The sequence below is a fragment of the Methylobacterium organophilum genome, assembly GCF_022533465.1.
GTDB classification, from domain to species: Bacteria; Pseudomonadota; Alphaproteobacteria; order Rhizobiales; family Beijerinckiaceae; genus Methylobacterium; species Methylobacterium organophilum.
Genome location: NZ_CP092848.1, coordinates 3820593 through 3833951 on the forward strand (window position 1 = coordinate 3820593; position 13359 = coordinate 3833951).

Here is a 13359-nt window from a genome sequence, read left to right on the forward strand (position 1 = left end):
CTTGGGAGTAACCGAGGAACCGGGATAGACAGCCGGCGTTCATACGACCGGAGGTACGATGCATCCATGTTGATCTGTCTCGCGGTCTTCCTGGTTGCTTGCACGCTCGGCCTCGGCACCTTGGCCGTGCGCGTCAAGCAGACCCTAATCGACGACGCCCGCTCCGGCACCCGCGGCTATTTCTGAGGCCGCGCCGCACGCGTCCCCCGCTCCTGTCCCGGCCCCGCCCCGGCGGGGCTTTTTCGTGCCCGATCGCGGTCCGGATGCGTGGACAGGCATGCAACCGGCGCGTTAAGCCTCGTCGGGGAACTGACCGGGCGCCGCCCGGAACGAGCGTTCGGGACAGCGTATGACGGGTTTGATGGCGGGCAAGCGCGGCCTCATCATGGGGGTCGCCAACGATCATTCGATCGCCTGGGGCATCGCCAAGGCGCTGCACGCCCAGGGCGCGAGCCTCGCCTTCACCTATCAGGGGGACGCGCTCGGCCGGCGCGTCACGCCGCTCGCCGCCTCCCTGGGCTCGGACGTGGTGCTGCCCTGCGACGTCGAGAATCTCGCCTCCGTCGACGCCACCTTCGCCGCCCTGGACGAGCGCTTCCCCGAGGGGATCGACTTCCTCGTCCACGCCATCGGCTTCTCGGACAAGGCGCAGCTCAAGGGCCGCTACGTCGACGTCACCACCCGCGAGAATTTTTCGCGGACCATGACGATCTCCTGCTTCTCCTTCACGGAGCTGGCCCAGCGGGCGGCCCAGCGCATGCCGCGGGGCGGCTCGCTGCTGACCCTGACCTATGGCGGCTCGACCCGGGTCATGCCGAACTACAACGTGATGGGCGTGGCCAAGGCGGCGCTGGAGGCCTCGGTGCGCTACCTCGCCTCCGATCTCGGCCCGGACGGGATCCGGGTCAACGCCCTCTCGGCAGGCCCGATGCGCACCCTGGCCGGCGCCGGCATCGCCGATGCCCGGCTGATGTACAATCACCAGAAGGCCCATGCCCCCCTGCGCCGCACGGTGACGCTGGAGGATGTCGGCGGCTCGGCGCTCTACCTGCTCTCCGACCTGTCGAGCGGCGTGACCGGAGAGGTCCACTTCGTGGATTCCGGCTTCAACATCATCTCGATGCCGCGGCCCGCCGTGCTGCAGGCCCAGGACGAGGCCGGCGTCGTCGGCGACGACTGAGCCTTATCAGCCGCGCTGGGGCGGCCGCAGGGAACGCAGGAGCCGCGGGAACAGGCCGGGCCTGACGCTCGGCGCCCCGGCCATGCCCTCGGCCGACGCCCCCTCCGTCTCCAGATCCTCCGGCTCGGACAGGGCCTCCGCCCCGTCCTCCCCGCCGCCATGGACGCGCATCAGCACGTCGGCGACGAGATCGGGAATCGGCTGGCTGAAATCGTCGAGCAGCAGCGCGGCCTTGCCCAAAGCCGTCACCTTCGCCTCCGACGGCTCGCCCGTCATGCTTTCCCGCAGGATCTGATCGGCCAGTGCCCCGGCGAGCCGGGACACTTCCGAAAGCCGATCGGCCTGCCCTTCCCCCTCCGCCCTCATCGCGTACCTCCGCCCAAGTCGAGATGGATCGGAGAGAGATATTGCCGAAATTTATCGCCCGCAAATCAACCTGTGTTTAATTGTCGCGGCGTTCGCCGCGCGCCATCTGTATTCTGCACCGCGGATGTTCTGGCGGGACCAAGCAGAACCCGGTTCGCGGATCCGTCCGCACTTGCCCGGCGACTCGAAAACTTTCCGGGGATTTCTTCCGGCCGCCCCGCTAGCCCCCTTGCCCTCACGGGAAACTTGCGGGACCGTCTCAGATCAGGAGCAGGTCGAGCCCGACGACGAGGATTGCACCGGCAAGGGACAATCCGAGCAGAACGAGGCTCGAGAGCTGATCGACGGTATCGATGCGCTGCCCGGCCTGGTGCCGGGGATCCTGAGCAGATGGGGTGGATGGCTCCCGCTCCGACTGACGGCATCTGAGTGCCAGGATGTGGTTGCTGTCGAAGCAGCCACGCAGATGCAGGAGCCATCCCCATGGAGATCATCACCGTCGGCATCGATCTAGCCAAGAGCATCTTCCAGGTTCACGCCGTCGACGCAGCTGGGCACGTCGTCGTTCGCAAGGCTCTGAGGCGGGCGCAGGTCGTGCCGTTCTTCGCCAAGCTGCCGCGCTGCCTGGTCGGCATGGAGGCGTGCGGCACAGCGCACCATTGGGCCCGGGAACTCATGAGGCTCGGCCATGACGTGCGGCTGATGCCGCCAGCTTACGTGAAGCCGTACGTCAAGCGCGGCAAAACCGATGCGAATGATGCCGCTGCCATCTGCGAGGCGGTGACACGCCCGAGCATGCGCTTCGTGCCGGTGAAGTCGACCGAGCAGCAGGCGGCGCTGGCCCTGCACCGGACGCGCGACCTGCTGGTCAAGCAACGCACGCAGCTGGTGAACATGATCCGCGGTCTGCTCGCCGAGTTCGGGATCGAGATGGCGCGGGGCCTGCGCCATGCGCTCGAACTGGCAGCTCGGCTCTCAGCCGGAGACGCGGCCGAGGTGCCGCCCCTGGCCCAGCGCGTAGTGAATGGGCTGGCCGATCAGATCGGCGCCGTGCAGATCCAGCTCACCCGGCTGGAGAAGGAGTTGCTGGCCTGGCATCGGGACTGCGACCTGTCACAGCGCCTGGCGACGATCCCGGGTGTCGGCATCGTCTCGGCGACCGCGCTGGCCGCCTCGGTGAGCGAGCCCGAGCGCTTCCGCTCCGGTCGGCAGTTCGCGGCCTCGTTGGGTCTGACACCGCTGCAGAACTGCAGCGGCGGCAAGGAGCGCCTGGGTCGGATCTCGCGCATGGGCGACCGTTACCTGCGCCGCCTGCTCGTGGTCGGCATGACCTCTCTGATCCGGCGCGCGAAGGCGACGCCGACTTCGGTCGACCCGCGGCTGCCGGCGCTGCTGCAGCGCAAGCCGGTGCGCGTGGTGACTGTTGCGGCGGCCAATCGCACGGCGCGGGTCGCCTGGGCGATCATGACCCGCGGTGGCACCTACCGCGCACCAGCGGCCATGGCCGCCTGACAGCACGGCGAGGAGACTTTGCCAGGTTGCGAGGACGATGAGAGTTGATGGCGAACCGGTCAGACCGGGAGCCGGGACACCCCGCCGAATGTCCAGGGCGTCATAGCCCGCTAAGCAGAGTGGGACCCAGCTCGCGGATACCATCAGGGCCAGCAGTCAACATGCACGACTGCATCAACAGGCCGGACACAAGACTGCACCCGACCAACGCGCCAGAAGCTCGATTCGCCACTTGCAATGCGGGAGCCATCCACACAGGACATGCTTTCTTCTCCTCACGCGTCTCGTGGGGAGGAAACCGCCGCCGGCCGCGAAGGTTTGGGTGCGATACCGACGCAGCCGCGCCCACGCCCGGCCCCGATGCGAGGGGCGCCGGACGCGCTGCCCAGCGCGAAAGGGCCTCAAGCGGGCCGCTGTTCGATCATCCCGTACCAGCCGAGCCCCTCGTAGGTCTCGTAGCCGGGCGTGCGGTGGAAAGCGGTGAGCGTGCCGGTGCGCGGATCGCGCGCGGTCCCACTCTTGCGCCCCGCAGGATCGGCCGCCACCGTCGCGCCGAGGGCGGCCTCGCCGCCGGAGGCGGCGAGGATGCGCCGCTGGGCATCGACGAGCAGAACGCGCGTGCGGGCCCGATCCTCGGGGGCCACCCGCACCCCCTCGACGATGGCGCGGGCCTGGGGCTCCCAGTCGAAATGGATGGCGAGCAGGCCGCAGGGCGGCCCGTTCCGCTGCCCGCGCCCCCGCACCGCCGCCGTATAGGTCGCCACCTGCGCGTTCTCGAGCAGGGCTTCGCGGCGGACATCGGCGCAGCCATAGTCGTCGCCGCTGCTCAGGGCGAGGGCCTCCTCGAACCAGCGCTCGCCGGCGACGCTTCGGCCGGTCAGGCCCGGATAGCGGCTGGAGCGGCCCGTCGCGAGGATGCGGCCGGATCGGTCGCACAGCCACAGATCGAGATAGACCGTATAGGCCGAGAGGATGACGCCGAGCCGCTCGGCCGCGTAGGCGGCGGCCTCCGGCGAGGGCTGGGCCGCGCAATCCACGATGGCGGCGTCCGTCGCCCACCAGCGCACATCGCAGGTCCGCTCATACAGATTGCGGTCGATCAGCTCGACGGCATTCAGGGCGAGGTCGATGAGGCGCTCTTCCTGCGCGCAGCCGGCCATCGCGCGGACGGCCTCCTGCACCTCGACGATCTTGCCGGACAGATGCGTCTCCAGCTCACGGGCCAGCCCTTCGATCTCCGTCCCGATCGCCCGGACCTCCTGGGCGACCACGGAGAAGCCGCGCCCATGCTCGCCGGCACGGCCGGCCTCGATCAGCGCGTTGAGGGCGAGGATGCGGGCCTGGCCGGTGATCTGCCGGATCCGCCCGGTCTTGTCCTGCGCCACGTGGCGTAACTCCGCCGCGAGCGCCGCGATCGCCGCGAGCGTCGGCGGAGAACCAGTCTTGGGCTCTTGGGTCGGAGCAGGATGCATGGGAGATCCGCATGGAGACACGCGGATCATCAATTGTGATCAATAAAACTCGGTTAATTTTCATTCCCAGAAGGAAAGAGGCCGGTCGGCACAACTCCAGAACTGCAAATACACAATCTACGATATTATTTTTGCCGGCACGATCAATTTCGCAGCGAAGCGACGAGCCCCTTCACTGCGTCGGCTCGCCCGCCGCGACCTTGGCCGTCCAGTCGTCGAAGGCGACGACGCTCTGGCGCTGCTCGCCGAGACCGTCGATGCGCAGCACCATCTCGTCGCCGCTCTTCAGGAAGCGCTGCGGCTTCATGCCGACGCCGACGCCCGGCGGGGTGCCGGTGGTGATGACGTCGCCGGGCTCCAGCATCATGAAATGCGAGACGTAGGCGACGATCTGCGGCACGTCGAAGATCATCGTCGCGGTGGAGCCGGTCTGCATGCGCTGCCCGTTGATGTCGAGGCTGAGCGACAGGCCCTTGAGATCGGGGATCTCGTCCAGGGTGACGAGCCAGGGGCCGAGGGGGCCGAAAGTCGGGCAGCCCTTGCCCTTCGTCCAGGTGCCGCCGCGCTCCATCTGGAATTCGCGCTCGGAGAGATCGTTGCAGATGCAGGCGCCGGCCACGTAGTCCAGCGCCTCGTTGGCGTGGACGTAGGAGGCGCGCCGGCCGATCACCACCGCGAGCTCCACCTCCCAGTCGGTCTTGGCCGAGCCCTTGGGCAGGATGACCGTGTCGTTCGCCCCGGCCATGCAGGAGGGCGCCTTGTTGAACACGATCGGCTCGGCCGGAATCTGCGCGCCGATCTCGGCAGCGTGGTCGGAATAGTTCAGGCCGATCGCGACGAAGTTGCGGGTGCCGCCGACGCAAGGGCCGAGCCGGGTCGCGGCCGGGAGCAGGGGGAGGGTCTCGGGGTCGATCCTGCGCAGGCGGTCGAGGCTCTCGCGGGACAGGGCCGGCCCGGCGACGTCGCGCAGGAGCCCCGACAGGTCGCGCAGGCCGCCGTGGCGATCGACGAGGCCGGGTTTCTCCTCACCGGGATTTCCGTGGCGGATGAGCTTCATCGGGTCTGCGTCCGGGCCTGCCTTGCGGGGGCGCGACCATGGCGCCGTCATGGAGCCGGTGCAAGGGCCGACGCGGGCGCCGGTGCGGGAACGGGGGGCGCCTGCGAACGTGACGCAAATGACACAGACCGGAACCAAAGCGCCGAAACGCCCGCTCGATCCCGATCGCCAATGCAGGATAGCGCATAAGGTTCAGATGTGAACCATTTGCGGCGGATCTCTGCGACAACAGCGCGCGCAGGTTTTCGCAAGCAGAGAATCAGTCGAGACACGTCAATTTACTGATAAACTCTTAAGAAACATAGGCATTGATAAGTACCCGCAAATGCGCCACCGTCGCGCCAAGGTGCCAGCCCGGGCGACGCAGCCGAGAGGAATCCAGCACCGTCGAACAATAGGTCTGAGAAGGGGTCAGGACGTGGGGAAGATCGGCAGGATTCGCGCACACGCGCTCTCGGGGGTCTCGGCCCTGTGCCTCGCAGGGCTCGCGGCGGGCGTGACGACCCAGGCCCAGGCCGGCGCCTTCGGCATCCGCGAGCAGAGCACGCAGGCCCAGGGCCTGTCCTTCGCCGGCGCGGCCTCGGGCTCGGGCGGCGTCTCCTCGATGTTCTGGAACCCGGCCGTGATCACCATGCGGCCGGGCTGGGTCAGCGAGCAGAACCTGACCTTCATCAATCTCTCGTCCGAGATCCAGCCCACGGCCGGCACCAATCCCGGCTTCCTGCCCCTCGGCGGCTCGGGCGATATCGGCCAGGGCGCGGTGGTGCCGGCGGGGGCGACCTCCTACCAGCTGAGCGACCGGGTCTGGATCGGCCTGCAGACCGGGGCCCCCTTCGGCCTCGTGACGAAGCCCCGGGACGTCTGGGCCGGCGAGGTCTACGGGCGGTCCTCGCGGATCTTCTCCCTCGCCTTCAACCCGGTGATCGGCTTCAAGGTCAATGACTGGCTCTCCGTCGCCGCCGGCCCGAACATCGAGTATTTCCGCCTGACCCTGCGGCAGGCCGTGCCGCTGACGCCGCTGCTGCCGGCGGCCGCCCTCCCGAGCGCCTTCCTGAAGGGAGATTCCTGGGGCGTCGGCTTCACCGCGGGCGCGACGATCACGCCCTGGGACGGCACCGTGCTCGGCATCGGCTACCGCTCCTCGGTGCATCACGACCTCGAGGGCTCGATCGGCGTGCCGCTGCTCGCGCTCGCCCGGGCGGCGGGCCAGGTCAAGGCGAACCTCAACACCCCGGACAAGCTCAGCGTGGGCCTGACCCAGGCGATCAACCCGGTCACCCGGGTCAGCCTCGGCTTCGAGTGGGACAACTGGTCGAGGCTCGGCACGATCGGCATCGTCTCGAAGACCCTCGGCGTGCCGGTGAACTTCCTGCCGCTCAACTACAAGGACGGGTTCACCTACTCGATCGGCGCCGAATACGACTGGTCGCCGGCCCTCACCCTGCGGGCGGGCTTCGCCTACGAGGAATCGCCGATCGACTTCAGCAACCGCTCGGTGCGCCTGCCCGACAACGACCGCTACATCGCCTCGATCGGCGCGAGCTACCGCTGGAGCGACCAGCTCACGCTCAACGCGGCCTATTCGCACTTCTTCCTGGACAAGAGCAGCATCCTGGCCGGGCTGGGACGCGACTACGACACGCGGAACGTGCTGGGCGCCAGCATCGCCTTCGCCGGCACGGTCGATTCGAGCGCGGACGTCGTCTCGGTCGGCTTCCGCTACGTCTTCGCGCCGCCCCCCGCCGCCATCCCGGCGCCGCTCGTGCGCAAGTACTGACGGCGCTCCTCATGTCCGGGGCCGCCGCGGGCGGCCCCGTTCGCGGCGCGGGGCCTTCAGGCCTTCATGCGGACATAGGTGCCCGGCGCCGGGCCGAGGGAGGGCAGGCCCCCCTCGCCGGGGATGCGGGCGGGAACCCGCTCCGGCGCCTGCTCCTCCAGCCACTTGAACCAGTAGGGCCACCAGGAGCCCTCGTGCTCGGTGGCGGCCGTGAGCCAGTCCTCGAACTGACCCTTTGTCGGGCCGCCGGTGCGGAAGCCGTATTTGGCCTTCTTGCCCGGCGGGTTGACGACGCCCGCGATGTGGCCGGAGCCCGCCAGCACGTAATCGACCTTGCCGCCGAACTTCTTGGAGCCCTCGAAGACCGAGACGGCGGGGGCGATGTGGTCCTCGCGGGTGGCGAGGTTGAAGACCGGCACCTTCACCTTCTTCAGGTCGAGGCGCACGTTGCCGAGCACCATCTCGCCCTTGGCGAGCGTGTTGTTGAGATAGCAGTTGCGCAGGTAGAAGGAATGGTTGGCCGCCGGCATGCGCGTGGCGTCGGCGTTCCAGTAGAGCAGGTCGAAGGGCAGGGGCGCCTTCCCCTTCACGTAGTTGTTGACCACGTAGGACCAGATCAGGTCGTTGGGCCTGAGCATGTTGAAGGCGTTGGCCATGCGCGCGCCCTCGAGATAGCCGCGCTCGGCCATCCGCGCCTCGATCACCCGGATCTGCTCCTCGTCGGCGAAGACCTTGAGGTCGCCGGCATGGGTGAAGTCGACCTGCGTGGTGAGGAAGGTCGCGCTCTTGATGCGCCGGTTGCCGGTGGCGGCCTGATAGGCCAGCGTCACGGCGAGCAGGGTGCCACCGACGCAGTAGCCCGCCGCGGATACCTCGGTCTCGCCGGTGGCGACGCCGATCATGTCGATCGCGGTCTCGATGCCCTCGCGCATATAGGACTCGAAGTCCTTGTCGCGGTGGCGCTCGTCCGGGTTGACCCAGGAGATCACGAACACCGTGAGGCCCTGGCTGACCATCCAGCCGATCAGGCTTTTGGCCGGGTTGAGGTCGAGGATGTAGAACTTGTTGATCCAGGGCGGCACGATCAGGAACGGGCGCTTGAGTACCGTCTCGGTCTTGGGCGCGTACTGGATCAGCTCCATCAGATCGTTGCGGAACACGACCTCGCCGGGGGTGACGGCGACGTCCTCGCCGAACTTGAAGGCGGAGAGGTCGGTCTGGCGCACCCGCAGCTGGCCGCCGCCGGCCTCGATATCCTCGGCGAGCATCTTCATGCCGCGCACGAGATTGGCCCCGTTCTCCTGCAGGGTGTGGCGCAGCAGTTCGGGGTTGGTCATCACGTAGTTGGAGGGCGACATCGCCCCCAGGATCTGGCGCAGGTAGAACTCCGCCTTGTGGCGGGTATGGGGGTCGAGCCCCTCCGCCTCGCGCACCAGGGTCTCCGCCCAGCGGGCGGTGATGAGATAGCTCTGCTTGACGAAATCGAAGACCGGGTTGCTCGACCATTCCTCGTGGGCGAAGCGCTTGTCCTTGGGCTCCGGCTCCGCCACGGGCGCCGCCGCCTGCCCCTGCATCCGCGTCCAGGTCGCGCCCCACAGGGCCATGAAGGCCTCGCTGAGCCTGCGCTGCGCCGTCAGCGCCTTTTCCGGATCGCTCATCCAGGCTTCCGCCACCCGGGTCAGGGTGCGGGTCATCTCGTTGATCTCGTCGGTGCCCTCGGGCGCCGCGGGAAACGCCCCGTCCTTCGCCTCGAAGGGCCGCATCGAGGCGGCGGCGATCTTGCCGAATTCCTCCGCGAGCTGACCGGCGTTGCGCGAGATCGCCTCAAGGTCCGGTACGCCGGGTACGCTTCTCTCGGTCGCCACGCGCGCGCTCTCCTCCCTGGAGGCTCTGCTCGGGCCGCGTCAGCGGAGACGGCGGGCCTCGTTTCCGACAAATTAACGCGCCAACCGCTTTCCTTGCCAGTGCCGGCCCGCGATTTAGGTTTTCAAGCCAAAGCCGATGACACTCCTGTGGCACCTCGCAGCGCGTTCCGCCGAAGGCGCATCCCCGTCGGCGCAGGCCCGCAGGATCGGGCGTAGGCTCGCCACCGCCGCGGCCCTGCTGCCGATCGCCGCGGGTCTCTGCGCCTGCTCCAGCGACGTGAACCCGATGAAGGCCGCCTTCGTCGGCGCCGGCCACGGCCCGAAGGAGATGCAGGCCCCCGATTTCGTGGCCAATTCCCGCCGCGAGGGCGTCGGCTACATGCCCGTGGGCGAGGACGCCCCGAAGCGCGCCATCCGCGCCCGCTCGTCCGAGGGCCAGAAGGCCCTCGCCGCGGAGCTGGAAGGCGCCCGCAGCCGCAACGAGGCCCGCGGAAAGGCCGCGGAGGGCGCGGGCAAGTCCGCCGGGAAGGATCTGTCCGCCCCCTCGGCCCCGCCCACCCCGTAGCCTTCGCCGCTCCCGCGGCTTCACGGGGGCGTCACAAAAAGATCGGCGCGGGCGCGCGTCGGTGGTAAACGAGCCGCTTCGCCGCGTTCCGGCCCAACAGCGCCCTGCCGGAACCTCCGCGCCGATGGACCTGTCATGACCGATTTCCACCGCATCAAGCGCCTCCCGCCCTACGTCTTCGAGCAGGTGAACCGGATCAAGGCCGCTGCCCGAGCGCAGGGCGCCGACATCATCGATCTCGGCATGGGCAACCCCGATCTCGACGCGCCCCGGCACGTCATCGAGAAGCTGGTCGAGACCGCCGGGAAGCCGCGGACCGACCGCTACTCCGCCTCCAAGGGCATTGCCGGCCTGCGCCGCGCCCAGGCCGGCTACTACCAGCGCCGCTTCGGCGTGAGCCTGAACCCCGACACCCAGGTCGTGGCGACGCTGGGCTCGAAGGAAGGCTTCGCCAACATGGCCCAGGCGATCACCGCCCCGGGCGACGTCGTGCTGGTGCCCAATCCGAGCTACCCGATCCACGCCTTCGGCTTCCTGATGGCCGGCGGCGTGATCCGCTCCGTGCCGGCCGAGCCGACCCCGGCCATGTTCCCGGCCCTGGAGAAGGCGGTGGTCCACTCGATCCCGAAGCCCGTCGCCCTGGTCGTGTGCTACCCCTCGAATCCGACCGCCTACGTGGCGAGCCTCGACTTCTACAAGGACCTCGTCGCCTTCGCGAAGAAGCACGAGCTGATCCTGCTCTCCGACCTCGCCTATGCCGAGGTCTATTTCGACGACGACACCCCGCCCCCCTCCGTGCTGCAGGTGCCGGGCGCCATCGACGTCACGGTGGAGTTCACCTCCCTGTCCAAGACCTTCTCGATGGCGGGCTGGCGCATGGGCTTCGCGGTCGGCAACGAGCGTCTGCTCGCGGCGCTGACCCGGGTGAAGTCCTACCTCGATTACGGCGCCTTCACGCCGATCCAGGTGGCGGCCACCGCCGCGCTGAACGGGCCGGACGACTGCATCAAGGAGATGCGGGCGACCTACAAGAAGCGCCGCGACGCGCTGATCGAGTCCTTCGGCAAGGCCGGCTGGCCCCTGCCGGTGCCCCAGGCCTCGATGTTCGCCTGGGTGCCGATTCCCGAGAAGTACCGGCCGCTCGGCAGCCTCGAATTCTCGAAGCTGCTCCTGGAGAAGTCGGACGTGGCGGTGGCGCCGGGCATCGGCTTCGGCGAGCACGGCGACGAGTACGTGCGCATCGCGCTGGTCGAGAACGAGCAGCGCATCCGCCAGGCCGCGCGCAACATCCGCCGCTTCTTCGACAATTCCGACCGCACGCTCCACAACGTGGTGCCGATGCAGAAGGCGGTGTGAGGGGCCTCCGGCGGAGAGGGCCCTAGCGCAGGAAATCCCCGAAGGCGCGGGGGCCGTCGCCAGTGGCGATGGTTCCCGTGACCTTGAGGGTCGCCACGTCGATCACGCTCAGGCTGTTGTCGCCCCAATTGGCGACGTAGACGGTCCTGCCGTCCCGCCCGGTGCCGATGCCCTCGGGATGGTCGCCGACATCGATCGTACCGACCTTCTCCAGGCTCGCCAGATCGAACACCGTCACGTCGTTGACGTACTGGTCGGTGACGAAGCCGCGGCCGCCGGCCAGGGCGATGACGTAGGGGCGCTCCCCGGTCTTCACCCGGCCGATCTCCCGGGCCGCCGCCACGTCGATCGCCGAGACGTCGTCGGAGACGACGTTGGCGGTGTAGGCGCGGGTCCCGTCCGCGGACAGGGTCAGCCCGAAGGGATGCTGGCCGACGGGAACGACCGCGCGCTCCTGGCCCGAGGCGAGGTCGACGATCGAGACGCTGTCGGATTCCCGGTTGGCGACGAGCAGGGTGGCCCCGTCGGGCGTCACCGCGATGCCGGAGGGCGAGCGGCCGACCGCGATCTCGCCGGAGCGCCGGAGGCTCCCGCCCTCGGGGAGGAGCACGAAGACGCGGGCGCCGTACCAGTCGGCCACGTAGACCGCGCCGGTCCTCGGATTGACGCCGATGCCGAGGGGGCCGCCGGGCAGGGGCACCGTCGCGCTGACCCGTCCCGCATCGAGATCGATCACCGCGAGGCCATGGCCCTCGGGGCGGGTGACGTAGGCCGTCCTGCGATCGGGCGCGAGGGCGATGCCGGCGGGCGCCCCGTCCACGGGGATCGAGCGCACCACCTTGCCGGCGGCGAGATCCACGACGTCGACGGCGTTGCCGAGCTGCGTCGTGACATAGGCCTGCTGCGCGAGGGCGGGGGACACGGCGAGCATCCCCACCGCCAGCAGGACGCCGCGCGGCGCCCTGATCCTCGCCCCCGCCCAGGCGGGCGGAAAGGGCCGGCGGGCCCACCGAAACGATCGACGCACGCCGGCTCTCCGAAGACTCAAAGCCCCTACGAGCCCTTCTCGACCTTGGCCTTCAGGTTCTCGAGGCCGGCCTTGTAGAGGCCGAGCACGGCCTTCTTGGAGGCCTCGTCGTTCAGCTCGGGCGGCGGGTCGTTGTTCATGTAGCCGCGGTAGAAGGCGCCCTTCCAGGTGACCTTGGTCTTGCCGCCGTCGCCCTCGAGCTCGATCGTCGAGGAGTAGTCGTTCACCGGCAGCACCTTCACGTCGACCTTGTTGATCCGGTACATGAGGAGCTTCTTCTCGGCGTCGTACTTGGCGAGCTCTTCCTCGACCGTGGCGCCGCCCTTGAGCGTCAGCGTCCGGGTCGCCTTGACCTCGTTGCCGCCCTTGCCCTCGGTCTTCTCGACCACCGGGATCCAGCTAGCATCCTGGAAGTTGCCGACCACCGTCCAGACCTTGTCGGCGGGCGCGTTGATCTCGATCGTCTCCGAGACCTTCTGCCGGGTCGGGCCGTGGGCTTGGGCCGTGAACGAGACCGTGGCGAGGGCCGCCACGGCCGCGAGCGTCATGAAGCGCATCAGAGGTTTCTCCGTTGAGCCGCCGCGTCAGGACGCGGAGCCGGTGTTTCCGAGGACGCGTTCGCTCCGCCCGAGGGCTTGCGCGACCTTGTCCTCGATCCAGTCCCAGGCCTCCCGCTCGGCAGGCCCGGCCGTCTTGGATATCGCGATGGCGTGATAGGCCATCTCCGTCAGGATCTTGTCGGGGGGCAGCATGTGCAGACGCGTCGACAGGATCGCCGCCTCCAGCACCGCCGCCTGGGCGCGGTTGTAGCCGATGAACGGCCGATGGCTCATGGCATGGACCAGCCGGCCACGATAGCGGGGGCGGGCCGCGTCCTCCTCCACCGCCACCACCTCGAACTCGGCATGGCCGAAGCACTCCGCGAGGCGCTGCCCGACGATCTTCTCGCAGGGCACGACCGGCCAGTCGCGCCGCCCCGTGACCACGCCGGCGATCACCCGCACGTCGCTCGGCGCCGAGGCGGCGAAGACCGGATTCGTCGCGAGATTGTGAATGGTCGGGGAAGGCCGGAACGGGGCCAGCACGTAGTCCGCGCCGTCCTGGATCAGCCCGAACGGCACGAGGTGAAGCGCGCCCTCGGGGGAGAGCGTGGTCACGATGGTCTCGAGGATCAGCGGCACC

At 68.9% G+C, this 13359-nt stretch carries 12 protein-coding genes; 5 read left to right on the forward strand and 7 right to left on the reverse strand.

Annotated features, from left to right (window positions below):
• Positions 1–349: 349 nt before the first annotated feature.
• Entirely contained in the window at positions 350–1180 is an 831-nt protein-coding gene (fabI, locus tag MMB17_RS17975) for an enoyl-ACP reductase FabI (RefSeq protein ID WP_238311141.1), read from the forward strand.
• 6 nt (positions 1181–1186) lie between these two features.
• On the opposite strand, the gene MMB17_RS17980 is transcribed toward fabI, so the two are convergent.
• Entirely contained in the window at positions 1187–1546 is a 360-nt protein-coding gene (locus MMB17_RS17980; protein WP_241099766.1) for a hypothetical protein, read from the reverse strand.
• Between the two features lie 483 nt (positions 1547–2029).
• Here MMB17_RS17980 and MMB17_RS17985 point away from each other — a divergent pair, with 483 nt between their 5' ends.
• Entirely contained in the window at positions 2030–3058 is a 1029-nt protein-coding gene (locus MMB17_RS17985; RefSeq protein ID WP_009867220.1) for an IS110-like element ISMmg2 family transposase, read from the forward strand.
• 401 nt (positions 3059–3459) lie between these two features.
• On the opposite strand, the gene MMB17_RS17990 is transcribed toward MMB17_RS17985, so the two are convergent.
• Together MMB17_RS17990 and MMB17_RS17995 are read right to left on the reverse strand one after the other, a co-directional pair.
• Complete coding sequence (locus MMB17_RS17990) at positions 3460–4530, reverse strand: methyl-accepting chemotaxis protein (protein ID WP_276518044.1); 1071 nt, start codon at positions 4528–4530, stop codon at positions 3460–3462.
• Between the two features lie 172 nt (positions 4531–4702).
• Positions 4703–5587: a fumarylacetoacetate hydrolase family protein gene (locus tag MMB17_RS17995; RefSeq protein WP_241099767.1), complete on the reverse strand. Its 885-nt coding sequence runs from the start codon at positions 5585–5587 to the stop codon at positions 4703–4705.
• 436 nt (positions 5588–6023) lie between these two features.
• Here MMB17_RS17995 and MMB17_RS18000 point away from each other — a divergent pair, with 436 nt between their 5' ends.
• Complete coding sequence (locus tag MMB17_RS18000) at positions 6024–7364, forward strand: OmpP1/FadL family transporter (protein ID WP_373324990.1); 1341 nt, start codon at positions 6024–6026, stop codon at positions 7362–7364.
• 56 nt (positions 7365–7420) lie between these two features.
• On the opposite strand, the gene MMB17_RS18005 is transcribed toward MMB17_RS18000, so the two are convergent.
• Positions 7421–9229 carry a PHA/PHB synthase family protein gene (locus MMB17_RS18005; RefSeq protein ID WP_241099768.1) on the reverse strand — a complete coding sequence of 603 codons (1809 nt, stop codon included), beginning with the start codon at positions 9227–9229 and terminating at the stop codon, positions 7421–7423.
• Between the two features lie 136 nt (positions 9230–9365).
• Here MMB17_RS18005 and MMB17_RS18010 point away from each other — a divergent pair, with 136 nt between their 5' ends.
• Positions 9366–9794 carry a hypothetical protein gene (locus tag MMB17_RS18010; RefSeq protein ID WP_241099769.1) on the forward strand — a complete coding sequence of 143 codons (429 nt, stop codon included), beginning with the start codon at positions 9366–9368 and terminating at the stop codon, positions 9792–9794.
• A 135-nt stretch (positions 9795–9929) separates the two neighbouring features.
• On the forward strand, positions 9930–11150 hold the full coding sequence (locus tag MMB17_RS18015) for an LL-diaminopimelate aminotransferase (protein WP_241099770.1): 1221 nt from the start codon (positions 9930–9932) through the stop codon (positions 11148–11150).
• A 22-nt stretch (positions 11151–11172) separates the two neighbouring features.
• Here MMB17_RS18015 and MMB17_RS18020 read toward each other — a convergent pair whose 3' ends face one another.
• The 3 genes from MMB17_RS18020 to MMB17_RS18030 form a co-directional block, all read right to left on the reverse strand.
• Positions 11173–12081, reverse strand: a complete 909-nt coding sequence (locus tag MMB17_RS18020; protein WP_241099771.1) for a beta-propeller fold lactonase family protein — start codon at positions 12079–12081, stop codon at positions 11173–11175.
• A 122-nt stretch (positions 12082–12203) separates the two neighbouring features.
• Positions 12204–12734, reverse strand: coding sequence for an SRPBCC family protein (locus MMB17_RS18025; RefSeq protein ID WP_241099772.1), 531 nt, complete (start codon positions 12732–12734; stop codon positions 12204–12206).
• A 27-nt stretch (positions 12735–12761) separates the two neighbouring features.
• Entirely contained in the window at positions 12762–13358 is a 597-nt protein-coding gene (locus MMB17_RS18030) for a DUF447 domain-containing protein (protein WP_241099773.1), read from the reverse strand.
• Position 13359 lies beyond the last annotated feature (1 nt).